The following is a 22,588-nucleotide window of genomic DNA, read 5'->3' on the forward strand; positions in this document are numbered from 1 at the left end:
CGTAGATGTCCGCGCCATAGCGCTTCTGGCCAAAGAACGCCTGCCACGGATCCGGGGTGACGTAATCGGTAATGTTGAGTACGCCGCTGTCCACCGCCGAAACCAGCACGTTAATTTTCTGCGGGGTCGTCCCCTCTTTCACGCTGGCTTTCACTTTCACCGTCAGCATCTGGTCAGGACGCATTTTGGGCGGATTTTCCAGGGCGATGCTCAGGCGACGGTTCTCATCGCCCATCGGCAGATGCAGCAAGCCCACAGCTCGTTTTGGCGTGGCCGATTTGGATTTATCGCCGGGGCGAACCACCAGCGTGGAGAGGTAAAGATCGTGGCGTTTCCAGGCTTTATCTACCGGGATCGTCATATCCAGCCCTTCAGCCGGGACGTCAATCTCTTTCCACCACAACGGCCCTTCGCTGGATTCGATCATCGCGTAGCCTTTACCTGCCGCCGGGGCGGCAATGTGCAGCTTGATGGTATCCCCTGGCTGATAGGCCGGTTTGTCCAGCTTCAGGGTGACGCGATCTGGCCGGGCCGCGCCGGAGCCGTCGCTGTTATCCTGCCAGCTGTAGCCCGCCCAGAAGCGCACGCTGCTCACCGCCTCATCCGGGGCTTTCACCTCCAGACGGTAGGAGCCCCACTCCACCGGGAAGCTCACTTTGCCCGTTTCGTCCGCGGCCAGATCCAGCGCCTGCTCGCCTTCGATCAGATCTTTTTGATCAAACTGCGACTGCCAGCCGTCACTTTCCGACCAGGTCCAGGCGTAGTCCCGACGTTCGCGGATCAGGCGAACCTGCAGACCAGAAACGGCTTTTTTCGCTCCGCTGGCATCAGCGTAGACAATATCGAACCCGGCCTGGCTGTTCTCCTCCACAATCGGCTGGTTGACGGTGGTATCGGTGCGGTAGTCATAGACCGCTTTGCTGGCGAACTGCGGACGGATGCCCGGCAGGGTGGCCGCTGGCCAGACGGCCTGTTCCGCCCGGCGGGTCACCGGACGTCCGCCGGACTCCAGCAGGCTGGCCTGCAAAATAACCTGCAGCGGGGAGTGCGTCTCTTTCCACTGGCTTTCGCTGGTCACCTGACCCTGCCCTTGTTCGTCCAGGGTCAGCTGCACTTCGTCGAGGCTGCGGCTCAGGTTCTCTTCGGCGATATCGCCAAACTGGAAGCCCGGCAGTGCGGCCACGGCGTCACGCAGTGGGCGTAAAAAGAGCTGTCCTTGCAGGCTGTTGCCGTTGGCGGGAGCGCCGTACAGGTAATACCCCGTCACGTCGAACGCGACATCATCCTGCGGCGCAACCGGCGCTTTTTGCCCGGTAAGATTCAGCGCCATGCGCTCTGGCATAAAATCTTCGACGTGGAAATCCCACATCCGCTGCTGGTTATCGCCGGTACTGGCGCGCACATGCCACATGCCGGTCTGCGCCCCGCTATCAAGGGGATAGTTAAAGCGATAGAGACCGTTTTCCGGCTGGCTGACCACGGTACGTGCCACCTGGCCGTCCGGGCGTAATACCTCCAGCTTCACCGGCTGGTCGGGCAGCGGTTTGCCGTCGCTGTCGCGCAGCAGGCCGTTGAGGATCAGCGTTTCGCCCGGGCGATAGAGATCGCGCGGACCAAACATAAAGAATTGCTTGTTCAGGCCTGGCGCGCCGGAGATGGCAAACTCCGCCAGATCCAGTGCCGGAAGGGTGAGATCCAAAAGCGTGGTCTGCCCCTCTTTACGGGCGAGAAGCAGCGCGGCCGCTTTATCTGTTTGCAACGTCGCGTGACCGTCGGCATCGCTCGACGCCTGGGCCAGCGTCTGCCCTTTATCGTTGAGCAGCAGCACCTCAATGCCCGACTGCGCCGCGCCGTTCTCCAGGCTCTGGGTAAAAATATCCAGCCGGTTATGGTAGCGGTGGGCGGAGAGACCAATATCGCTGAGGGTAAAGAGCGTGGCGGCGTTGCTGTAGTTATAGTGCCCGGCCTGATTCATCACCGCGATGTAGACCCCCGCCTGCTGTAGCGGCTTGATCTCCGCCAGCGGCAGCAGCAGTTTCTCGCGGGTATTGCGCGCCGGGTTAAGGTCGAAGCGGCCGGTATAGACCAGATCGGCCATCTTCAGCAGATTGTCGGATTCCCAGTTGGTAAGCGAACTGCGGTACTCCCACTGGCTGACGAACGCGGCCAGGGACTCGGGTTTGACCCGGTAGAAATTCACATCGACGTTGTTTACGTTCAGCGCCATTACCGGCAACCCTTCCACCACCTTGCCCGGCAGCAGCGAGCCGCGGCTGGCGAAGCCCACGGTCGGCTCAATATCGCGGGTGGTGATGGTTTTTTCGATATCGCTGCCCAGCGTAGCTTTATTCAGCCCAAGCAGCCCGCTCTCGACGGTGACCACCAGATTCCGGTTTGGCTCCAGATGGCGCAGGCGCAGCTCCTTCAGATTAGGCGCCAGCTCCCATGCCCCATCAACCTTGCCGCTTTTTTTATCCACCACGTGCACGGTACGGGCGAAATCCTGGGCGGGATCGAGGGGAACCGAGAAGGTCAGCACCAGGGCTGCCGCGCCGTCGAGCTGGAGCTCTGAAGCATCCAGCAGGGTCAGCGCCTTGCCCTGGCTCTGCGCTGCCAGTTTTTCCAGCGTGGCGCCGTCAGGCTTCGCCGGGACAGTCGGTTGTGTGGTGGATGCAGCCGCCGCAGCGGGCGCCTGGGGTTTGGGCTTATCGTCACTGTTGTCACAGCCGATAAGCGCCAGTGAAGTGAGCAGCGCTAATGAAAGTGCGGCGAAGCGAAACGGTTTCATCCTTTATCCCTGGCCTCTCGGGCCTGTTGGTCGTCGTCGGGGTAAGTATTATCCGCAAGTTTCATTAATACAAAAGCACTCAATCCAATTACGGACAGCACCTCGCAAAATAATTATCAGCATTAAAAATTCCGCTGCTACGGCGATCACAGCGCATAAGGTTACATGTAACCTTTAACGTCATTTGTTTTTAAAACAAGAAGATATATGGATAAACCGGCGTTCCCACTGCTAGTTTTACTCTCAGACGCACCTTGAGTGCGCGGTTCAATAAGAGAGAACATGATGAAACGAGCCGTGAACGCCCTACAAAATTTCGGAAAATCATTATACGGACCGGTACTTATCCTGCCGATTGTCGGTCTGTTTATTGCCTTTGGAAACGTGCTGGGTAACGGTGGTCTTGCCGGCTATCTGCCATTCCTCGGCCATCCACTGATCCAGAGCATCGGCCAGCTGATTTCAAAATCCGCCGTCTCGGTGCTTGTTAACCTCGCGCTGGTGTTCGCCGTGGGGATTCCCATTGGTCTGGCAACACGTGACAAAGGTTACGCGGCGCTGATTGGTCTGGTGACCTTTGTGGTGTTTATCAACGCCATGAACGTGACCCTGAATCTGCAGGGCGCGCTGGCCCCTGCGGAGCAGATGAAAGCCGCCGGACAGAGCATGGTGCTGGGGGTACAGGTGCTGGAGATGGGCGTGTTCGCCGGGATCCTCACCGGGGCGCTGTCGGGCTACCTGTATAACAAATACTCCGGGGTGCAGTTTAACGGCGCCATGGCAATCTACTCCGGCCACTGCTTTGTCGCCATTATTATGCTTCCGGTCTCGATGTTACTGGGGGTGGTGATGAGCGAGCTGTGGCCGTTTGCCCAGCACGGGATCAGCACGATGGCCTTAGCAATAAAAGGTTCCGGACCGTTTGGGGTGGCGATTTACGGCTTCCTTGAGCGCATCCTGGTGCCGACCGGCCTGCACCATCTGGTTTATACCCCTTTCCTCTATACCGAACTGGGCGGTACCCAGGAGGTCTGCGGCGCTACCTACCAGGGCGCGCGTAATATCTACTTCGCCGAGATGGCCTGCCCGGATGTGAAGCAGCTCAGCAGCACCGTGGTCTGGGATGCCCGGGGTATCAGCAAGATGTTTGGCCTGCCTGCCGCCGCGCTGGCGATGTATGTCACCGCGAAACCGGAGCGTAAAGCCGCGGCGAAAGCGATTCTGATCCCGGCGGCGCTCACCTCGTTGCTGGTGGGCGTTACCGAACCCATTGAGTTCTCCTTCCTGTTTGTCGCCCCGCTGCTGTTTGTGGTGCATGCGGTGCTGACCGGGATTGGCATGATGCTCTTCTCCCTGTTCGGCGTTCACGCCATCGGCGCCAACGGCATCATCGATTTTATTCTCTATAACCTGCCGCTGGGCACTGAGAAGTCTAACTGGCCGATGTACATCGTGGTCGGGCTGATCATGTTCACCGTCTACTTCGTTGTCTTCCGCTTCCTGATCCTGCATTTCCGCATGAAAACGCCGGGACGCGAGGAGGAAGATCAGGAGACCCGTCTGTACAGCAAGCAGGAGTATCAGGCGAAGGGCAGCAATGATGGCCTGGGCGAGGCGATTGTGGTCGGCCTCGGCGGACGTGAAAACATCGAGGTAGTGGACAACTGCTACACCCGCCTGCGCGTCACGGTTAAGGATGTCGCCGTCATCGACGAGCCGCGGCTCAAGGCGACGGGCGCGAAAGGCATCATCAAGCAGGGCAATAACGTTCAGGTGGTCTACGGGCTGCATGTCAAAAAAATGCGAGAAGCGGTCGAGACGGTTCTCTGAAGGAGATAAACATGATTACACCCCCATTCATTCTCTCTATCGCCGGCGGCGGCAGCACCTATACGCCCGGGATTGTGAAAAGCCTGATGGTGCAGCTGGACAAATTCCCGCTGGCGGAAATTCGCCTCTACGACATCGACGCCGCGCGGCAGGATACCATCGCGCCGGTGGTGGAGAAGGTGATTCGCGATCACAGTCAGAGCATCAAATTCACCGTCACCAGCGACCCGGAAGTGGCCTTCAGCGGCGCCCATTTTGTCTTCGCCCAGATGCGCGTGGGTCAGTACAAAATGCGCGAGCAGGATGAGAAGATCCCGCTGCGTCACGGCGTGGTTGGCCAGGAGACCTGCGGCCCTGGCGGGCTGGCGTATGGCTTACGCACAATCCTGCCGATGGTTGAACTGATCGACATGGTTGAGCGCTATGCGCATGAAAAAGCGTGGATCGTTAACTACTCCAACCCGGCGGCTATCGTTGCGGAAGGGGTGCGCCGCCTGCGTCCTGACGCCCGGGTGCTGAACATCTGCGATATGCCGGTCGCGGCGATGCGCAATATGGGGGCCATTCTGGGCGTGGATCGTCACAAGCTGGAGGTGGATTACTTCGGTCTGAACCACTTCGGCTGGTTTACCCGCGTGCTGGTGGATGGCGAGGACAAACTGCCGGAGCTGCGTCGCCATGTCGCCAGATTTGGCCTGCTGACGGAAGATGCGGCTAAAACCGACCCGCAGCACTCCGATCCATCCTGGGTGAAAACCTGGCGTAACATCAAGCCGATCATGGATAACTTCCCGGAGTATCTGCCGAACCCCTATCTGCAGTACTACCTGATGCCAAACCAGATCGTGGAGCACCAGAACCCGGACTATACCCGCGCCAACGAAGTGATGAACGGTCGCGAGAAAAAGCTGTTTGCGGCTGCGGAAGAGTATAAACAGACCGGGATCCTGCCGGATGCGTTCCACGTGGGGGTACACGGCGAGTTTATCGTGGATGTGGCCCGCTCGCTGGCGTTTAACCTGCGTCAGCGCCATCTGGTGATGGTGGAAAACCGCGGGGCGATTACTAATCTGCCGTATGACGCTATGGTTGAAGTACCGGCCTATATCACAAGCGAAGGGCCAGAGCCGATCCGCATCGGCCAGGTACCGCTGTTCCACCAGACCCTGCTGCAACAACAGCTGGCCTCGGAGCAGCTGCTGGTAGAGGCCACCATCGAAGGCAGCTACGAGAAAGCGTTGCAGGCGTTCACCCTGAACCGCACCGTGCCAACCATGGAGCATGCCAAAGCCATTCTGGACGAGATGATCGAAGCTAACCGTGAATACTGGCCTGCATTGCAAAAAGCGTGGCAGGACGGAGAAGCGGTGAAAAAATAAGGGCTTGCTCGCGAGTTGAACGTGGTTCCCTTGTCGGTGTCAGAAAAAACACCGACAATCCATTATTGGATTCATTTATGGAGGCAACCATGTCCACCTCATATTTTGTCGCAGCCGACTGGCTGATTGAGCACAGTGACGATCCTGAAGTCCAGATCCTCGACGCGCGCATGGCGCCGCCGGGTCAGGAGCATCGTGACGTTCCCGCGGAATACCGCGCCGGGCATCTGCCGGGGGCGGTATTTTTTGATATTGAAGCCCTCTCCGATCATACCTCTCCCCTGCCGCACATGATGCCGCGCCCGGAAGCGTTTGCGGTCGCCATGCGCGAGCTGGGCGTCAGCCACGATAAGCATCTGGTGATTTATGATGAAGGGAATCTCTTCTCCGCACCACGGGCGTGGTGGATGCTGAAAACCTTCGGCGTGGAAAAAGTGTCGATTCTGGCGGGCGGGCTTGCGGGCTGGCAGCGGGCGGAGCTCCCGCTCCAGCAGGGCGATGTTTCCCTGCCGGACAGCGATTTTGAAGCCACCTTCGATGCCGGAGCGATCAAGCGCGTCACCGACGTGCTGCTGGCCAGCCACGAACAGACCGCGCAGATTGTCGATGCCCGCCCTGCCCCGCGCTTTAACGCCGAGGCCGACGAGCCGCGGCCTGGTCTTAAGCGCGGCCATATCCCTGGCGCACGTAACGTGCCCTGGGGCGATCTGGTGTTTGAAGGCGAGCTGAAAACCACCGATGAGCTGCGTGAGATTTTTGCCCGTCAGGGTGTGGATCTGCATCAGCCAGTCGTCGCCAGCTGCGGCTCGGGCGTCACCGCCTGTGTGGTGATCCTGGCGCTGGCTACCCTCGGCAAAACCGACGTGACGCTCTACGACGGGGCGTGGAGTGAATGGGGTGCCCGGGACGATCTGCCGGTTGAACCGGCGCAGTAATGGATAACCGCCTGGCGACATTGTTATCGCGCGGGGAGACCCTGACCCGCGCGGAGTATCGCGTGCTGGCCCATCTGACCGGGCATCCACTGCTGGTGGGCCAGATCACGGTGCGGGAGCTGGCGCAGGCGACCTTTGTCTCTACCGCCACCATTATGCGCCTCTGCCGCAAGCTGGGGTTTAGCGGCTTTAGCGAGTTCATCTGGCACTGCAAGCAGCTGTTGAGCGACACGCCGCACATTGCCGCCGAAAGCCGTCAGCCTGCGGAGTTGCCCGCGCTGTTCAATCAGTTTATCGCCAACTATCAGCAGACCTTTCAGTGGGCGACGGCGCAAAAGCGCCACTATTTTGCCGAACTGCTGCGGGAAAAAGAGAGCTTCTTTCTCTACGGGGCGGGCTTTTCCTATCTTTTTGCCGAGTACCTGACCAAAAAATTGCAGGTGCTGGGCAAGACGGCCTTTATCTCCGGCCCGGGCGACAGCCGTAATATCTTTCTCAGCAACGCCTCGCGCTATCAGGTCTTCATCGCAGTCTCGCGCAGCGGGGAAACGGAACAGGTTCTGGATAAGGCGCGCATTGCGCAAAACGTGGGGATGACGGTGGTGGCTTTTACCCGCGCGTCGGCGAATAGCCTGGCGGGGATGGCGGATCTGCATTTTGCTTTGTACGACGAAGCGGTGCATTTCGCCGCCGAAGCCGCAGGGGTGACCTCGTTTGAATCAAACCTGGTGCTGCTGATGGATTTACTGCTGCTGGAAGCAACGGGGTGAGTGCCACCCCGTAAGATTCAGATAATACGGTTGTTTTTGAAATCGCGCAGGAAGCCACCCCAGCGGCGCTCATAGAATGGCGTGATGTGCTCAGTGATAAAGTGGCTGATGCCCTTCTCCCCCGCCACTACCCGGCAGATATCGATCGGCTCGTCGCCCGGCAGGGTGTCGGTCGCCACGCTGCCCGCGGCCTGAATGATGTCGTCGATCTCTCCATCCGCCTCGATACCAATCAGCAGTACCGGCTGTTCGTCAGCCTGCTCTTTGATGGAGCAGAGAAACGCGCGCTTAACCGGCTTGAGGGTCTGGAAAAGGGTGGTCAGGGAGTCGATCATCTGCGCCGGTGGCTCGGCCACTTCCGACAGCAGCAGCGACTCGCCGCCCTCCAGCACCTCCTGGGTGCTAAGCGGGTTGCCCTCTTCGCCAATCAGATGGCTGATTTCACGCGGGGTGAACTCTTTCCCGGTCGGCAGTTTGGCATTCAGAAACAGGGTTTCGCCCAGCGTCATCTCAAACAGGGTGCGCACCGGCATCACCACGAACGCCTGCTCATCTTCAACGGCTTGCTGTAAGGCCTCAAGGGAGGAGAAGAACGGGATCACCGAGGTGCCGTCGTCTTTTTCCCAGTGCAGCAGATCCAGGGCGCTGTCCTCAACAACCTGCTCGCCTTCCGCCGCCGTACCGGGCACCCAGACGGTGGACTCCAGCAGCGCGCGGAAGAATGCCGGACGATGGGCGGGCTCGGTGGCCGCTTTCTCCAGCAGGGTTTCTAATTCGTTTTTGGTTTCTGACATAGTTTCACTACTTCAAAAAACGCCGGGTGGCGCTTTGCTTACCCGGCCTACAACACCCGTAGGCCCGTGCAAGCGCAGCGCCGCCGGGCAAGCTAATTACTCTGCCGTCAGCAGGTTCGCAATGGTACGCACGCCCAGACCGGTCGCACCCGCGGACCACTGTTCAACCGCCGCTTTACGGTAGGTCGCGGAGCAGTCGATGTGCAGCCAGCCTTCGCGATAGTTCTCGACAAAGTGCGACAGGAAACCGGCGGCGGTGCTTGCCCCTGCCGGATAGGCCGCGCTGGCGGTATTGTTCAGTTCGGCAAAGTTCGACGGCAGCTGGCTGCGGTGGAACTCGGCCAGCGGCAGACGCCAGAACGGCTCGTTCTCGGCGGCGGCGCTCGCCAGCAGGCGGTTTGCCAGCTTATCGTCGAAGCTGAACAGCGCATGGTAGTCGTTGCCCAGCGCGGTTTTCGCCGCCCCGGTCAGGGTCGCCATGTCGATAATCAGCTCTGGTTTTTGCGCCGATGCATCGATCAGCCCATCCGCCAGCACCAGACGGCCTTCGGCGTCGGTATTCATCACTTCAACATTTTTGCCGTTGCGGTAGCGAATGATGTCGCCCAGCTTAAAGGCGTTACCGCTGACCATGTTGTCGGCGCAGCAGAGCCAGAGCTTCACGCGTTTGTTCAGGCCGCGGGTGATGGCAAAGGCCAGCGCACCGGTGATGGTCGCCGCGCCGCCCATGTCGGACTTCATGGAGTCCATGAACGCGCTCTGCTTCAGGCTATAGCCGCCGGTGTCAAAGGTAATGCCCTTCCCGACCAGGCAGGCGAATACCGGGGCCGCTTTATCGCCGGTTGGGTTGTAGTCCAGCGCCAGCAGCACCGGCGGGCGCTCAGAGCCGCGACCCACGGTGTGGATGCCCATATAGTTCTGCTCGCGCAGATCTTCGCCTTTGGTGATGCGGTAAGAGACGTTGTCGCCCGCCACCTTGCTCAGCAGATCGACAGCACGCTGCGCCAGCTGTTCCGGACCCAGCTCTTCCGCCGGGGCGTTAATGGTGTCGCGCACCCAGTCGATAATGGTCAGACGGCTTTCCAGCTCGCGCTTGCCGGCTTCGTCCAGATTAGCCCACTCAATTTTACGGCTGCCTTTTGGCCCTTTATAACCGGCCCAGAAGGCCCAGCTGCGATCGGTGTCCCAGCCTTCGCCGTCGAGTAAAACATGTTTAATGCCCAGGCCGTCAATTTTACGCGCCGCGCGCTGGATCAGGCCTAAATCGTCGCTGCCGTTCAGGTGCAGGGTAATACCGTCGTTGTTGATGCTGTAAGTGGCTTTTTCACCCCAGCGCGCATCGGCAGGCTGAGTAGAGAGCGTAATCTTCATCGCTTCGGTCATTTTATTTTTCCTTATTAGCAACAAGCAAACGGGCCGCCTGAAGGCAGCCCGTTACGTTTTTATTCTGCTTCGTCCAGCCAGACTAACAGAATCGCCTCCAGAATTTTTTCATTGGATGCGTTGGGATCGTCGTCAAACTCTTCCAGATCGCAAATCCACTGATGCATATCGGTGAAGCGTACGGTCTTCGGATCGAGATCCGGGTTGGCGTCGTACAGCGCCTCGCCGATTTCACGGCTGTCTGTCCACTTCAGTCCCATATTAATGCTCGCGTGCGTGGTTAAGCGTATAACGCGGAAGTTCGACCACCAGATCTTCATCGGTGACGCGCGCCTGACAGCTCAGACGGCTTTCCGGCTCCAGACCCCATGCTTTATCCAGCATGTCGTCTTCATCTTCTGTGCTCTCCGCCAGGGAGTCAAACCCCTCGCGGACGATGCAGTGGCAGGTTGTGCAGGCACAGGATTTTTCACAGGCGTGTTCCACTTCAATACCGTTACGCAGGGCAACGTTAAGGATGGTTTCGCCGGTCTCAGCTTCCAGAACTGCGCCATCCGGACAGAGGTCCGCATGTGGCAGAAAAACAATCTTTGGCATATTAAACCTCGTCCACGGAGTGGCCTTTCAGCGCAGTACGGACAGACTGGTCCATACGACGAGCGGCAAACTCCTGGGTTTGTTTATCAACGTTTTTAATCGCTTGTTCTATGGCGTCAGCATCATTGCCTTCGGCCACCGCAATCAACTGTGCGACGGCATCGTCAATGGCCTGACGTTCAGCGGCGCTTAGCAGCGCGGCATCAGCAGTGAGTGCGCTGTTCAGGCTTTCCAGCACGCGTGCGGCTTCGACTTTCTGTTCGGCCAGCATACGCGCCTTCACATCCTGCTCAGCAAAACTCATTGAGTCCTGAATCATGGTGGCGATCTCATTATCGGTCAGACCGTAGGACGGTTTCACCTGAATGGAGGATTCGACACCGGTCGATTTTTCCATCGCCGTGACGCTCAGCAGGCCGTCCGCATCCACCTGGAAGGTGACGCGGATGTGCGCCCCGCCTGCAGGCAGCGCCGGAATGCCGCGCAGGGCGAAACGCGCCAGCGAACGGCAGTCCTGAACCAGCTCCCGCTCACCCTGCAGCACGTGGATCGACATTGCAGTCTGGCCATCCTTAAAGGTGGTGAACTCCTGCGCGCGGGCCACCGGAATGGTGGTGTTACGCGGGATCACTTTCTCCACCAAGCCGCCCATGGTTTCTAACCCGAGGGAGAGCGGGATGACATCCAGCAGCAGCATTTCGCTGTCCGGCTTGTTGCCGACCAGAATATCGGCCTGGATAGCGGCGCCGATAGCGACCACTTTATCCGGATCGATAGAGGTTAATGGCGTGCGGCCAAAGAACTCGCCCACGCGCTCACGCACCAGCGGCACACGGGTTGAACCGCCGACCATCACCACCTCCAGCACCTCTTCGGCTTCCACGCCCGCATCTTTCAGCGCGCGGCGGCAGGCCAGCAGGGTGCGTTTCACCAGCGGGGCAATCAGTTCATTGAACTGCTCGCGGCTGATGTCGCCTTTCCAGCCCGCCACCTCAACGGTCACGGAGGAGGCATCGCTGAGGGCGATTTTGGCGGCAATGGCCGCATCCAGCAGCTCGCGCTGGACGCGCAGGTCGCTGCGATCGGCAATCCCCGCCTGCTCGCGGATGTGATCCGCCAGCAGATGGTCGAAGTCGTCACCGCCGAGGGCAGAGTCGCCGCCGGTCGCCAGCACTTCAAACACCCCGCGGCTCAGGCGCAGGATGGAGATATCAAAAGTCCCGCCGCCGAGATCGAATACCGCGATCACCCCTTCCTGGCCGGAGTCGAGACCATAGGCAATGGCGGCCGCGGTCGGCTCGTTGAGCAGACGCAGCACATGCAGGCCCGCCAGACGCGCGGCATCTTTGGTGCCCTGACGCTGGGCGTCATCGAAATAGGCCGGCACGGTGATCACCACGCCATCCAGCTCGCCTGAAAGGGTCGCGGTGGCGCGGGCGGCCAGCGCCTTGAGAATATCGGCAGAGACACGGATCGGGTTCAGTAACCCTGCGGCAGTGGCGATCATCGGCAGGCCATTTTCACTTGCCTGCAGCTGATACGGCAGATGGGGATAACGGTTCTGGATATCCGCCAGCGAGCGGCCCATCATGCGTTTTACCGAGCTGATGGTGTTGGCAGGATCCTGCGCGGCATTGGCGCGGGCATCGAAGCCCACGCTGTGGCCCTGAGGCTGATAGTGGACCACAGAAGGCAACAGATGTTGACCCTGCGCATCCGCCAGCGTCTCAGCCTGGCCGCTGCGCACGGTCGCCACCAGCGAGTTTGTGGTGCCTAAGTCGATGCCCACCGCCAGACGACGCTGGTGCGGTGCGGCACTTAAACCAGGCTCACTAATTTGTAATAAGGCCATAATCGCTTCCGAAATTAAAAATCGAGCAGCTTTTCTTCGAGTTGTTCAGCACTGCTTCGCAGTTTATCGAGAAAACGCAGCTTGCGAACGCTGTCCGCTGCCACATCCCACGTCTCGTTATTCATTTGGTTAACCATCTGCTGATGGCGGGTATCGAACATCCCTTTTACGCGCTTGATAAAGCGCTCCAGACGGGCTTCGTCTTTGGCCTGTTCAATCTCATCCAGCTCTTCACGCAGCTCCAGCTGTTCCATCAGGAACGCGGTGTCGCGGACGGTGTGTTGCTCACTGGAGAGATCAAACCCGTGACGCGAAAGCAGATATTCTGCCCGGCTCAGCGGATTGCGCAGGGTTTGCCACGCCTGATTGATGGTCGCAGAGTGCTGCACCGCCGCCAGTTGTTCCGCCTGCGTACCGCTGGCGAATTTATCCGGGTGATACTGACGTTGCAGATCCTGGAAACGGGCCGCCAGCGCCTGAGTATCAATTTCATACCCGGCTGGTAACCCAAAGAGGGTGAAGTAATCCATAACAATCTCAGGGTTAGCTGATTAAAGCAAACCCCACACACAGCCTGGCTGCGGTGGGGTTAACAGGTGATGCGCAATTATACGTGGAAGCTTTCGCCGCAGCCGCACTCGTCTTTCACGTTCGGGTTGGTGAACTTAAACCCTTCGTTAAGACCTTCTTTAACAAAGTCCAGCTGAGTGCCGTTCAGGAACTGCAGGCTTTTACCATCGACCACCACCTTCACGCCTTTGTCTTCGAACACGGTGTCTTCCGCCGCAGGTTCGTCAACAAATTCCAGTACATACGCCATACCGGAACAACCGGAGGTGCGTACACCCAGTCGCAGGCCAAAGCCTTTGCCACGGTTTGCCAGGAAGGCGCTTACTCGCGCGGCAGCGCTGTCGCTAAGGGTAATCGACATAACAACCTCAACTAATTATTTTGCTTCACGTTTGCTTTTGTAATCCGCAATTGCGGCTTTGATCGCATCTTCCGCCAGGATAGAGCAGTGAATTTTCACCGGCGGCAGTTCGAGTTCGTCAGCAATATCGGTATTTTTAATCGCCTGCGCTTCGTCCAGAGACTTGCCCTTCACCCACTCGGTAACCAGGGAGCTCGACGCGATTGCGGAACCGCAACCGTAGGTCTTGAAGCGCGCGTCTTCAATGATACCTTCATTGTTGACTTTAATCTGCAACTTCATCACGTCGCCACACGCTGGTGCACCCACCATGCCGCTGCCCACGCTGTCGTCGCTGTTGTCGAAGGAGCCCACGTTACGTGGATTCTCGTAATGATCGATAACTTTTTCGCTGTATGCCATGCTGAATTCTCCTTACAAACCGATTAGTGATGTGACCATTCAATGCTGTTCAGATCCACGCCTTCTTTGTACATTTCCCACAGTGGAGAAAGATCACGCAGACGGCCAATGGAGTTGCGAACCAGTTGGATGGTGTAGTCAATCTCTTCATCGGTAGTAAAACGACCTAAAGAGAAGCGGATAGAGCTGTGTGCCAGTTCGTCGGTCATGCCCAGCGCACGCAGTACGTAGGACGGCTCCAGGCTTGCGGAAGTACACGCAGAACCGGAAGAGACGGCCAGGTCTTTCAGGGCCATGATCAGCGACTCGCCTTCAACATAGTTGAAGCTGACGTTGAGGATATTTGGTGCGCCCTGCTCGAGATCGCCGTTCAGGTAGACCTCTTCCATATCCTTCACGCCTTCCCACAGACGGTTGCGCAGCGTACGCAGGCGCGCCATCTCGGTTTCCATCTCTTCTTTGGCGATACGGTAAGCTTCACCCATGCCCACGATCTGGTGAACAGGCAGCGTACCGGAACGCATGCCGCGCTCGTGACCACCGCCGTGCATCTGGGATTCGATGCGGATACGTGGCTTACGACGCACGTACAGCGCGCCGATACCTTTCGGGCCATAGATTTTGTGGCCGGAGAAGGACATCAGGTCCACTTTCAGCTGGCTCAGATCGATAGGCAGTTTGCCCACGCTCTGGGTCGCATCCACGTGATAGATAATGCCGCGCGCACGGCACAGCTCGCCGATGGTCGCGATATCCTGCACCACGCCGATTTCGTTGTTAACGTGCATGATGGAGACCAGAATGGTGTCGTCACGCATTGCCGCTTCGAGCTCTTTCAGGTCGATGATACCGTTGCGCTGCGGGGCAAGGTAGGTTACTTCAAACCCTTCACGCTCCAGCTGACGGCAGGTATCCAGCACGGCTTTGTGTTCAGTTTTGCTGGTGATGATGTGCTTGCCTTTTTTCTGGTAGAAATTAGCGGCACCTTTAATCGCCAGGTTATCGGATTCGGTTGCGCCAGATGTGAAAACAATTTCACGCGGGTCGGCACCAACCAGCTCGGCAATCTGGTTACGGGCGATATCTACCGCCTCTTCAGCATGCCAGCCAAAACGGTGTGAACGGGAAGCTGGGTTACCAAAGTTTCCGTCCAGGGTCAGACACTGCATCATTTTCTCGGCAACACGCGGGTCCACCGGCGTGGTTGCGGAGTAGTCGAGATAAATCGGTAATTTCATTGCTCTATAAACTCCGTACATCGCTTCAATGCAAGGAATCAGGCAACCGGCTGGATGTACGACCGAGTACACGGGGCGTTACGCCCCGGCCTGATTCTGAAATACTTATCTTTTTATTACGCGCGTAATTTGACGTCGATAGCGTCCTGCGCGCGGGTATTACGATGGGAATCGTGGCTGTGCTGACGGCCTGATACATCCAGAACTTCCTGGTTATTTACCAGCTCACCGAGGGTGATATTGTTCAGGAAACCGGTCAGACGGTCGCTCAGATCGCGCCACAGCGCGTGCGTCAGGCATTTGTCGCCGCCCTGACAGCCGCCTTTACCCTGGCAACGGGTCGCGTCGACGGATTCGTCAACTGCGCTAATCACTTCACCAACCGCAATACTGCCCGCGTCTTTACCTAACAGATAACCACCGCCAGGACCGCGAACGCTGGAAACCAGGCCATTTTTACGCAGTCGGGAAAAAAGCTGTTCCAGATAAGAGAGGGAGATTCCCTGACGTTCAGAAATATCAGCCAATGGAACCGGGCCCGCTTCGGAGTTGAGCGCAACGTCCAGCATCGCGGTCACGGCATAACGCCCTTTAGATGTCAGTCTCATGTCTTACTTAACCTCAAACTCGCCCCTGCCCGGGGTTTTTTATTGTAAAGTGGGGGTATTGCATAGCAGGGCCAAGTCTGACATTCCTGACTAAAATGGTCAACTATTTACTTGACTGATTTAGTCAGGTATTTAACCTTCTGTGCGTTCATCTGTTTTTGCCCGGCGGCGCTTCGCTTGCACGGGCCTACGGGTTTCGTAGGCCGGGTAAGCGCAGCGCCACCCGGCGCCACACCGCACTACTCTTTATTCTTCTGCTCAATCGACGCCAGGATACCGCGCAGGATGTTCAGCTCCTGGCTCTCCGGACGGGCGCGAGTAAAGAGGCGGCGCAGACGGTTCATCACCTGACCCGGATGACCGGCGCGGATAAAGCCGGTGGCGAGCAGGGTCTGCTCCAGATGACCGTAGAACCGCTCCAGATCGTCCACCAGCGGATAAGGCGTCTCTTCCTGCGCGGCGGGAACATCTTTTTCCTGGGTTGCCAGCCAGGCCATACGCACCTCATAGGCGATAACCTGCACGGCCATGGCCAGGTTCAGCGAGCTGTACTCCGGGTTGGCGGCAATGGCGACATGATAGTGACACTTCTGCAGCTCATCGTTGGTCAGCCCCACGCGCTCACGGCCAAACACCAGCGCCACCGGCGCATGCTGGCCTTCGCTGATGCTTTTCAGCCCGCATTCACGCGGGTCGAGCATCGGCCACGGCAGGGTGCGGGAACGCGCGCTGGTACCCACCACAAGGCTACAACCCGCTAAGGCTTCATCCAGGGTATCGACGATCTGGGCATTGCCTATCACGTCGCTGGCCCCTGCCGCGAGGGCAATGGCCTGGGAGTCGGGTTTGACCAGCGGGTTAACCAGCCAGAGATTGGTTAAGCCCATGGTTTTCATAGCGCGGGCTACGGAGCCCATGTTGCCGGTATGCGATGTTTCGACCAGCACGATTCGGATATTTTGCAGCATAATTTTTCTGAGTATGGAGAATATTCGATGATGTTATCATAAACGGAAGACATATTCCGATCCCGCTGCTATACTCTGCGCCGTTTTCGTTTCCCCGTTCTTTAACATCCAGTGAGAGTAACCGATGCAACATCCTATGTTGACCATCGCCGTGCGCGCAGCGCGCAAGGCGGGTAATGTAATTGCCAAACACTACGAAACACCCGATTCCGTAGAAACCAGCCAGAAAGGCAGCAATGACTTTGTGACCAACGTTGATAAAGCGGCAGAAGCTGTAATTATCGACACCATTCGCAAATCTTACCCGCAGCACACCATCATCACCGAAGAAAGCGGTGAGCATGAGGGCGAAGATCAGGATGTTCAATGGGTTATTGATCCACTGGATGGCACCACCAACTTCGTTAAACGTCTCCCACACTTCGCTGTTTCTATCGCTGTACGCATCAAAGGCCGTACCGAAGTGGCCGTGGTTTACGATCCAATGCGTAACGAACTCTTCACCGCCACCCGCGGTCAGGGCGCACAGCTGAACGGCTACCGTCTGCGCGGCACCAACGCTCGCGACCTCGACGGCACCATCCTGGCGACCGGCTTCCCGTTCAAAGCCAAACAGCACGCCCCTGCGTACATGAAAATTCTGGGCAAACTGTTCACCGAGTGCGCCGACTTCCGCCGTACCGGCTCCGCTGCGCTGGACCTGGCTTATGTTGCCGCTGGCCGCGTTGATGGTTACTTCGAGATTGGCCTCAAGCCGTGGGACTTCGCCGCTGGCGAACTGATCGCGCGTGAAGCGGGTGCGCTGGTGTGTGATTTCACCGGTGGCCACAACTACATGCTGTCTGGCAACATCGTTGCGGGTAACCCACGCGTGGTAAAAGCCATGCTGGCGAACATGCGTGACGAACTGAGCGAAGCGCTGAAGCGTTAATCTCAGCAGGCGGGTGAAGATCCTTCATCCGCCTCTTTTCCTGCCCTGCCCGCCCTCAGGCCATTAACGATTACTGCAGCAGTGACAGCAGTATACGTATGAAGGTATTGGTGACCATCACCAGCACCGCCATGCCGTTAAACAGCGCAAAATACCGCCACCCTTTTTGACACCGTGCCTCCCCCAGCCACTGATGCAGCAGACAGGCGATACCGCCCGTCGCCAGTCTGGCTAACAGCACGCCAATCATGGTGGGGACGAATAGCAGCCATCCTGTCAGGATCAAATCATGCTCCCGCGCCCCCAGCAGTAGCCACACGATCTGTGAAGGCATATAGAAGCTCAGCGCGAAAATCAGCGGCAGCCGAATATTGCTCCGGGGACCTTCAGCGCTTTTCCGCCAGCACAGGGCATCGCGCACCAGCAACACACCCAGTACCAGCGTGGCGAAATAGCAGACGTAGTTGAACGCTGCGACAAAGCGCAGCAATACCTCGTGGGAGAGATTCTGCGTAAATCCGATGCGCCAGAAAACAATGACAAAAAAACCGCCCTGTAGGATCCAGCTGCGCACTATCCAGTCAAAGAATTGCCTGGCCGAAGGCTGGTTATGCAGCATCCAGGCGACGAGAGGTATTTTGCTGTAGCCGGGATGCAGAAAAGCCAGCACAAAACCGGCCACCAGCAGCTTGCCGTACATGGCGAGTGGAAGCGTGTCGATGCTGGTTTGCCCCATACCGATAAGAAAATAGAGGGTGGAATAGATGCGGGGGAGATCTTCAGGCCACCAGCTCGCCAGTTCGGGCCAGAAGCAGACGATCGCCAGGCCGAGCAGCAGGCCGGACCCGGCGGCTAACCAGAGATTACGTGTTGAAACAGTAGTATTATGATCGGTCATCGTGACTCCTTGTCATGACCCCAAAGCAAAGCTGCAAACTAAAACATCCCTGTCGAAGCGACAATCATGTCCCGCCATTTTGGGATTTTTGCCCGGCAGGGACGACTAAAACGGCCTCAGCCCCCTGCCCACCGGCACCGCGCTCAGCCACATGATGACTGCCGCCGCCAGCAACACCACACCGCCCGCTAATGCCAGCGTCGTCCATCCGACCTGTCGCCACAGCACCGGCGTTTTATTGCCGCTGAGCCTGACCGCCAGATGGCGAAAGCCGTGCACCAGCAGTGCCAGCGAAGAGATGGTTAACCCCGTTCCCGCCGCCATCGCCAGCGCCGAGGCCACACCCCAGCTGAATACGCCGATCACCTTACTGAACAGCAGCACCATAATGGCCCCGGAACAGGGCCGCATCCCCATCGACAGAATAATCATCAGCCGCGTCCGCCAGTCGTCCGCGCCCTGCATCTGCCCCGGCGTGGGCAGATGTTGATGGCCGCAGCCGCAGTTTGCGTCGTGGACGTGATGCGGGGTAAAGGCTTTGAAGGTCGGTTTGCGCAGCAAGGCGCGCAGTTTTTTCAGCGCCCGCCAGCAGAGCATAATCCCCAGCACGCCCACCAGGGCGTAGCTGCCCTTCTCCAGCCAGAAGCTACTCATGTGCAGATCCCGCGCCGGGAGCCGCAGCAGCATTAATACCCCCACCACCAGGGCGATCGCCACGCTCCCCTGTAATAAAGAGGAGGCCAGGGTTAAGCCGATGCTCGATTTCAGTTTTGAGGGGTGGGTAGCAAGCCAGGTGGTGATAACAATTTTGCCATGTCCCGGCCCCAGCGCGTGCAGCACGCCATAGAGGAAGCTGAAGATCAGCAGTGACCCGCCTGCTGCCGTCGGGTTATCGGCCACCGCTTTCAACAAACCGCTCATCTGCTGGTTGACCTCCCGCTGCCAGAGAATGCTCTGGCGTATCACCTGCGGCCACGCCTGCCATAACCACACGGCTCCCGCCGCCGCCACAACGAGGAACAGCGCCAGCGGCCAGAGATCCCACCCACGTCGCGCGCGCATTACTGACATTGTAAGGTCACCGTCTGGGCAAACTGTTTGCCGAGATTCATATCTTCCGGCGGGGCATCATCTTTATCCAGCGAGCTGGCAAAGTTGAGCGTCTCATCGCTGGGCTCCGGGGTATCGATAGTGAGGGCGCATTGACTTTTCAGGCCCTCAGGCAGCGTCACGTCACTATCCTCTGCATAGCTCATGTCGACGTAATAAGAGGGGTCGAAGGTCGAGAAGGTGTACTTTTGTCCGGCCAGCGGCTGGGGCTCCGCCAGCGGCAGGATAAAGGTCAGCACCGCCTGGTGATCAATGCGGCTCATACCGTACTGAGTGGGGCGGTTAAGAAATTTCACCTTCTCGCCGTTATGCCAGAACTCGGTAAAGTAGTGCTGGCCGAGCACGTTGGCCATGACCTCCGCCGCCAGCTTTTTCCAGATTTCATCCCCGGGCTTTGCGTTCCCGGCATCATAAAGCAGATCGGCGGATGTTAGCTCGTCCATCACCCAGCGCATTTTCAGGCCGGTGACCTGCTCATCCTTCACCATGATTTGCGTTTTCAGGGTGATAAAGCTGTGAGGGTGCGCGGCGGCGGAAAAAGACAAAACCGCCAAAAAAAGCGCAGTTGCGCTGCGTTTAACTATTTGCATCTCATCCTCACGTCAAAAATTCTGTGATGTTCACCCGCATTCCTGAAGGAAAGCCCGGCATCCCGTGCTATGGCGTACATCCTTTAGCTATTCTTATCAAACACACTCACTGGAACCCGACAGATGATGACGACTCTCGAAATGCCATCTGCACTTTCCAGTTCGCAGCGCCGCTGCCAGGTTCTGTTGATGCTCTATGTGCCAGGCTTTCGCGCCACTCTGCAAAGCATCGGGGAAATCAATGGTGTCGATGATGCCCTCTGCCGGCAGGATATCGACGAGATGCGCATGGAGATCCAGCGCTATCACCAGCTCGACATTGCGACACAGCATGATGGCTGCTACCTGCTGGAAGGTAGCCACCTTAATCAACGCTTATGCCTGCTGCACTGGTTGCGCCGGGCGTTACGCCTCTGCCCCCACTTCATCGCGCAGCAGTTTACCCCATCTCTGAAGATCGCGCTAAAGCAGCTCGGCATCGCCCGCACGTTATATGACGACACTAACCTGCAGGCGCTGGTCAATTTCTGTTCCCGCCGACTGCAACGGCAGTTTGAATGCCGTGACGCGCAGTTTTTACAGCTCTACCTGCAATACTGCCTGCTCCAGCACCATCTGGGCCAGACGCCGCAGTTTACAGTGGTTCAGCGTAACTGGACCCAGTCGCGTAACGAATATCTGATGGCGCAGGAGATTGTACGCCACTGGCAGCGCCGCGTGGTGCAGGTTCCCCACGCGGATGAACAGCTGTTTCTGGCTCTGCTGTTTATGATGTTGCGTACCCCCGATCCGCTGCGCGATGCGCACCAGGAAGATGAACGCCTGCGCCACGCCATTACCCGGATGATCGACCGCTTCCGGGAACAAACGGGGATGCATTTCAGTGACGAGCAGGGACTGACCGCTCAGCTCTATATCCACCTTGCCCAGGCGCTGGACCGCTCGCTGTTTGGCATTGGCATCGACAACAGCCTGCCGGAGGAGATCCACCGCCTCTATCCGCGCCTGATGCGTACCACCCGGGAGGTACTGTTTGAGCTGGAGTCCGAATTCGGCCTGCGTTTCTCCGAGGAGGAGGCGAGCCTGGTGGCGGTGATCTTTGGCGCCTGGCTGATGCAGGAGACCGATCTGCATGAAAAGCAGGTGGTGTTGCTGACCGGTGAGGATAAAGCGTGCGAGGAGCTGATTGAACAGCAGCTTCGGGAACTGACCCTGCTGCCGCTGAACATTCGCTATGTAACGCTACAGTCTTTTCAGAAGGAGGGTGCCCCGCGCGAAGCGGCCCTGGTGGTCACACCTTACACCACCGCCCTGCCGCTGTTCTCGCCGCCGCTTATCCATGCCGTCGAGGCGTTGAATGCGCAGCAGCAGGAACATATTCGCGCCATGCTGGAAACTTAGCGCACTGCCACGCGCGGACGCAGCAGAACCGCGGGCAGCGCCACCAGCGCCATCACCCAGAAGACCCCGTGACCCAGATGCTGGTAAAGGAAACCGGCAAACACGGTCATGATGGCAATACTGCCCCCCATCGCCACGGCGGAGTAGACCGCCTGCAGGCGGATCACGTCGCTGCCTTCGCGCGCCGCGATATAGCGCATCGCCGCCAGGTGGCACACCGTAAAGGTGCCGCAGTGCAGGATCTGCGCCACAATCAGCCACGGCAGCTCCGTGGTCCAGCCCATCAGACCCCAGCGTACAATCCCGCAGAGGGCCGATAACAGCAGCAGGTCCCGGGCGCTGAAGCGGCGAAACAGCCTGTTGCTGAGGGCGAAGATAATCACTTCCGCTACCACGCCCAGCGACCAGAGATAGCCGACAGCGGAGGCTGAATACCCGGCTCCCTGCCAGTAGATAGCGCTGAAGCCATAGTATGCGGCATGCGCCCCCTGCAGCAGACAGACGTAGGCCAGAAAACGCCAGCTCTGGGCGACAAGCGATCGCCAGGCGGGCCAGCCTGCGCTCTCCTGCTGACGGCTCTCCCCCTGCGGCATCACCGAAGGGCGTAACAGCATACCGAGCAGCATCGACAGGATCCCCACGCTCAGCAGCGCCAGAATCGCGCGATAGTCGTAGAGGCTCACCAGTTTGCCCACCAGCGCCGAGCCAATCACAAAGGCAATCGAGCCCCACAGCCGCACCCGGCCATAGTCCATAGTGATCTGCTTTTGCCAGGTATTGGCGAGCGCGTCGGTCAGCGGGACCAGCGGCGAGAAGAAGAGGTTAAAGCCCACCATCACCACCATCAGCCAGGCAAACTGCTGGCTGACCCAGAAACCGGCCATAAACACCAGGGTGAGCAGCGCCAGCACGCGTACGGCTTTGATTAACAGGGAGGGATCGCTGACGCGCGGCGCAATAAGCAGGCTACCGAGAAAACGTGCCACCAGGCCCGAGCCCAGCAGAAGGCCAATCATCTCCGGCGTAAGGCCAATTCCCTTGAGCCAGACGCTCCAGAAAGGCAGAAAAATACCGTAGCTAAAAAAGTAGGTGAAGTAGCTGAGCGCCAGCCAGCGTGTGGAATGCAAAACCATGAATCCCTCCCGTTTTGGAGGCGATAGTCTGGCGGCAAAAACGGGCTGGC

22 protein-coding genes are annotated in these 22,588 nt (G+C 58.4%); 6 read left to right on the top strand and 16 right to left on the bottom strand.

Annotated features, from left to right (window positions below):
- Positions 1-2,788, bottom strand: a 2,788-nt coding sequence (locus WFM46_RS10605) for an alpha-2-macroglobulin family protein (protein ID WP_336997600.1), incomplete at its 3' end; no start/stop codon positions are given.
- 285 nt (positions 2,789-3,073) lie between these two features.
- Between WFM46_RS10605 and WFM46_RS10610 the strand changes: the two genes are divergently transcribed.
- The 4 genes from WFM46_RS10610 (at position 3,074) to WFM46_RS10625 (ending at position 7,702) form a co-directional block, all read left to right on the top strand.
- Positions 3,074-4,618 (top strand): PTS transporter subunit EIIC, encoded by a 1,545-nt coding sequence (locus tag WFM46_RS10610; protein ID WP_336997611.1) that lies wholly within the window; start codon positions 3,074-3,076, stop codon positions 4,616-4,618.
- An 11-nt stretch (positions 4,619-4,629) separates the two neighbouring features.
- Entirely contained in the window at positions 4,630-5,997 is a 1,368-nt protein-coding gene (locus WFM46_RS10615) for a 6-phospho-alpha-glucosidase (RefSeq protein ID WP_336997601.1), read from the top strand.
- A gap of 89 nt (positions 5,998-6,086) precedes the next feature.
- Entirely contained in the window at positions 6,087-6,932 is an 846-nt protein-coding gene (gene sseA, locus WFM46_RS10620) for a 3-mercaptopyruvate sulfurtransferase (RefSeq protein ID WP_220436583.1), read from the top strand.
- A complete protein-coding gene (locus tag WFM46_RS10625; protein ID WP_156239569.1) occupies positions 6,932-7,702 on the top strand; it encodes a MurR/RpiR family transcriptional regulator in 771 nt (256 codons plus the stop codon). The genes sseA and WFM46_RS10625 overlap by 1 nt, the downstream gene beginning before the upstream one ends.
- A 17-nt stretch (positions 7,703-7,719) precedes the next feature.
- Here WFM46_RS10625 and sseB read toward each other — a convergent pair whose 3' ends face one another.
- The 11 genes from sseB to trmJ all read right to left on the bottom strand — a co-directional run bounded on the left by sseB (position 7,720) and on the right by trmJ (position 16,475).
- Positions 7,720-8,496 (bottom strand): enhanced serine sensitivity protein SseB, encoded by a 777-nt coding sequence (gene sseB, locus WFM46_RS10630; RefSeq protein ID WP_103180718.1) that lies wholly within the window; start codon positions 8,494-8,496, stop codon positions 7,720-7,722.
- 96 nt (positions 8,497-8,592) lie between these two features.
- Positions 8,593-9,879, bottom strand: coding sequence for an aminopeptidase PepB (gene pepB / locus WFM46_RS10635; protein ID WP_103180719.1), 1,287 nt, complete (start codon positions 9,877-9,879; stop codon positions 8,593-8,595).
- 59 nt (positions 9,880-9,938) lie between these two features.
- The gene (iscX, locus tag WFM46_RS10640) at positions 9,939-10,139 is read right to left on the bottom strand and encodes a Fe-S cluster assembly protein IscX (protein ID WP_032613119.1); all 201 of its coding nucleotides are present in this window, start codon (positions 10,137-10,139) and stop codon (positions 9,939-9,941) included.
- Position 10,140: 1 nt separating this feature from the next.
- Positions 10,141-10,476: an ISC system 2Fe-2S type ferredoxin gene (gene fdx, locus WFM46_RS10645; protein WP_039029728.1), complete on the bottom strand. Its 336-nt coding sequence runs from the start codon at positions 10,474-10,476 to the stop codon at positions 10,141-10,143.
- 1 nt (position 10,477) lies between these two features.
- Positions 10,478-12,328 (bottom strand): Fe-S protein assembly chaperone HscA, encoded by a 1,851-nt coding sequence (hscA, locus tag WFM46_RS10650; RefSeq protein WP_156239575.1) that lies wholly within the window; start codon positions 12,326-12,328, stop codon positions 10,478-10,480.
- Between the two features lie 14 nt (positions 12,329-12,342).
- A complete protein-coding gene (gene hscB, locus WFM46_RS10655; protein ID WP_336997602.1) occupies positions 12,343-12,858 on the bottom strand; it encodes a co-chaperone HscB in 516 nt (171 codons plus the stop codon).
- A gap of 77 nt (positions 12,859-12,935) precedes the next feature.
- Positions 12,936-13,259, bottom strand: a complete 324-nt coding sequence (gene iscA, locus WFM46_RS10660; RefSeq protein ID WP_103180721.1) for an iron-sulfur cluster assembly protein IscA — start codon at positions 13,257-13,259, stop codon at positions 12,936-12,938.
- 15 nt (positions 13,260-13,274) lie between these two features.
- Complete coding sequence (gene iscU, locus WFM46_RS10665; protein WP_004866383.1) at positions 13,275-13,661, bottom strand: Fe-S cluster assembly scaffold IscU; 387 nt, start codon at positions 13,659-13,661, stop codon at positions 13,275-13,277.
- 23 nt (positions 13,662-13,684) lie between these two features.
- A complete protein-coding gene (gene iscS / locus WFM46_RS10670; RefSeq protein WP_103180722.1) occupies positions 13,685-14,899 on the bottom strand; it encodes a cysteine desulfurase in 1,215 nt (404 codons plus the stop codon).
- Positions 14,900-15,015: 116 nt separating this feature from the next.
- Positions 15,016-15,507: a Fe-S cluster assembly transcriptional regulator IscR gene (gene iscR / locus WFM46_RS10675; protein WP_103180723.1), complete on the bottom strand. Its 492-nt coding sequence runs from the start codon at positions 15,505-15,507 to the stop codon at positions 15,016-15,018.
- 239 nt (positions 15,508-15,746) lie between these two features.
- Positions 15,747-16,475, bottom strand: a complete 729-nt coding sequence (gene trmJ, locus WFM46_RS10680; protein ID WP_103180724.1) for a tRNA (cytosine(32)/uridine(32)-2'-O)-methyltransferase TrmJ — start codon at positions 16,473-16,475, stop codon at positions 15,747-15,749.
- A gap of 124 nt (positions 16,476-16,599) precedes the next feature.
- On the opposite strand from trmJ, the gene suhB reads away from it, so the two are divergent.
- On the top strand, positions 16,600-17,406 hold the full coding sequence (gene suhB, locus WFM46_RS10685) for an inositol-1-monophosphatase (protein ID WP_103180726.1): 807 nt from the start codon (positions 16,600-16,602) through the stop codon (positions 17,404-17,406).
- A gap of 70 nt (positions 17,407-17,476) precedes the next feature.
- On the opposite strand, the gene WFM46_RS10690 is transcribed toward suhB, so the two are convergent.
- The 3 genes from WFM46_RS10690 to WFM46_RS10700 all read right to left on the bottom strand — a co-directional run bounded on the left by WFM46_RS10690 (position 17,477) and on the right by WFM46_RS10700 (position 20,004).
- Positions 17,477-18,304 carry a hypothetical protein gene (locus WFM46_RS10690; RefSeq protein WP_336997603.1) on the bottom strand — a complete coding sequence of 276 codons (828 nt, stop codon included), beginning with the start codon at positions 18,302-18,304 and terminating at the stop codon, positions 17,477-17,479.
- 105 nt (positions 18,305-18,409) lie between these two features.
- Positions 18,410-19,375: a nickel/cobalt transporter gene (locus tag WFM46_RS10695; RefSeq protein WP_336997604.1), complete on the bottom strand. Its 966-nt coding sequence runs from the start codon at positions 19,373-19,375 to the stop codon at positions 18,410-18,412.
- Positions 19,366-20,004 carry a DUF1007 family protein gene (locus WFM46_RS10700; protein WP_336997605.1) on the bottom strand — a complete coding sequence of 213 codons (639 nt, stop codon included), beginning with the start codon at positions 20,002-20,004 and terminating at the stop codon, positions 19,366-19,368. The genes WFM46_RS10695 and WFM46_RS10700 overlap by 10 nt, the downstream gene beginning before the upstream one ends.
- Before the next feature lie 123 nt (positions 20,005-20,127).
- Between WFM46_RS10700 and csiE the strand changes: the two genes are divergently transcribed.
- The gene (gene csiE / locus WFM46_RS10705) at positions 20,128-21,405 is read left to right on the top strand and encodes a stationary phase inducible protein CsiE (RefSeq protein WP_103180730.1); all 1,278 of its coding nucleotides are present in this window, start codon (positions 20,128-20,130) and stop codon (positions 21,403-21,405) included.
- Here csiE and WFM46_RS10710 read toward each other — a convergent pair.
- On the bottom strand, positions 21,402-22,538 hold the full coding sequence (locus WFM46_RS10710) for a 3-phenylpropionate MFS transporter (RefSeq protein ID WP_336997606.1): 1,137 nt from the start codon (positions 22,536-22,538) through the stop codon (positions 21,402-21,404). The genes csiE and WFM46_RS10710 overlap by 4 nt on opposite strands.
- Positions 22,539-22,588: the final 50 nt, after the last annotated feature.

The organism is Leclercia sp. M50 (genome assembly GCF_037150775.1).
Lineage (GTDB): Bacteria > Pseudomonadota > Gammaproteobacteria > Enterobacterales > Enterobacteriaceae > Enterobacter.

Excerpts from the sequence above, each read along its gene's own strand:
- WFM46_RS10710 (WP_336997606.1), bottom strand. The coding sequence starts at position 22,538 with ATGGTTTTGCATTCCACACGCTGGCTGGCGCTCAGCTACTTCACCTAC.
- WFM46_RS10700 (WP_336997605.1), bottom strand. The coding sequence starts at position 20,004 with ATGCAAATAGTTAAACGCAGCGCAACTGCGCTTTTTTTGGCGGTTTTG.
- hscA (WP_156239575.1), bottom strand. The coding sequence starts at position 12,328 with ATGGCCTTATTACAAATTAGTGAGCCTGGTTTAAGTGCCGCACCGCAC.
- iscS (WP_103180722.1), bottom strand. The coding sequence starts at position 14,899 with ATGAAATTACCGATTTATCTCGACTACTCCGCAACCACGCCGGTGGAC.
- csiE (WP_103180730.1), top strand. The coding sequence starts at position 20,128 with ATGATGACGACTCTCGAAATGCCATCTGCACTTTCCAGTTCGCAGCGC.
- WFM46_RS10625 (WP_156239569.1), top strand. The coding sequence starts at position 6,932 with ATGGATAACCGCCTGGCGACATTGTTATCGCGCGGGGAGACCCTGACC.
- WFM46_RS10695 (WP_336997604.1), bottom strand. The coding sequence starts at position 19,375 with ATGTCAGTAATGCGCGCGCGACGTGGGTGGGATCTCTGGCCGCTGGCG.
- iscU (WP_004866383.1), bottom strand. The coding sequence starts at position 13,661 with ATGGCATACAGCGAAAAAGTTATCGATCATTACGAGAATCCACGTAAC.
- trmJ (WP_103180724.1), bottom strand. The coding sequence starts at position 16,475 with ATGCTGCAAAATATCCGAATCGTGCTGGTCGAAACATCGCATACCGGC.
- iscA (WP_103180721.1), bottom strand. The coding sequence starts at position 13,259 with ATGTCGATTACCCTTAGCGACAGCGCTGCCGCGCGAGTAAGCGCCTTC.
- hscB (WP_336997602.1), bottom strand. The coding sequence starts at position 12,858 with ATGGATTACTTCACCCTCTTTGGGTTACCAGCCGGGTATGAAATTGAT.
- iscR (WP_103180723.1), bottom strand. The coding sequence starts at position 15,507 with ATGAGACTGACATCTAAAGGGCGTTATGCCGTGACCGCGATGCTGGAC.
- pepB (WP_103180719.1), bottom strand. The coding sequence starts at position 9,879 with ATGACCGAAGCGATGAAGATTACGCTCTCTACTCAGCCTGCCGATGCG.
- fdx (WP_039029728.1), bottom strand. The coding sequence starts at position 10,476 with ATGCCAAAGATTGTTTTTCTGCCACATGCGGACCTCTGTCCGGATGGC.
- iscX (WP_032613119.1), bottom strand. The coding sequence starts at position 10,139 with ATGGGACTGAAGTGGACAGACAGCCGTGAAATCGGCGAGGCGCTGTAC.
- WFM46_RS10690 (WP_336997603.1), bottom strand. The coding sequence starts at position 18,304 with ATGACCGATCATAATACTACTGTTTCAACACGTAATCTCTGGTTAGCC.
- suhB (WP_103180726.1), top strand. The coding sequence starts at position 16,600 with ATGCAACATCCTATGTTGACCATCGCCGTGCGCGCAGCGCGCAAGGCG.
- WFM46_RS10615 (WP_336997601.1), top strand. The coding sequence starts at position 4,630 with ATGATTACACCCCCATTCATTCTCTCTATCGCCGGCGGCGGCAGCACC.
- sseA (WP_220436583.1), top strand. The coding sequence starts at position 6,087 with ATGTCCACCTCATATTTTGTCGCAGCCGACTGGCTGATTGAGCACAGT.
- WFM46_RS10610 (WP_336997611.1), top strand. The coding sequence starts at position 3,074 with ATGAAACGAGCCGTGAACGCCCTACAAAATTTCGGAAAATCATTATAC.
- sseB (WP_103180718.1), bottom strand. The coding sequence starts at position 8,496 with ATGTCAGAAACCAAAAACGAATTAGAAACCCTGCTGGAGAAAGCGGCC.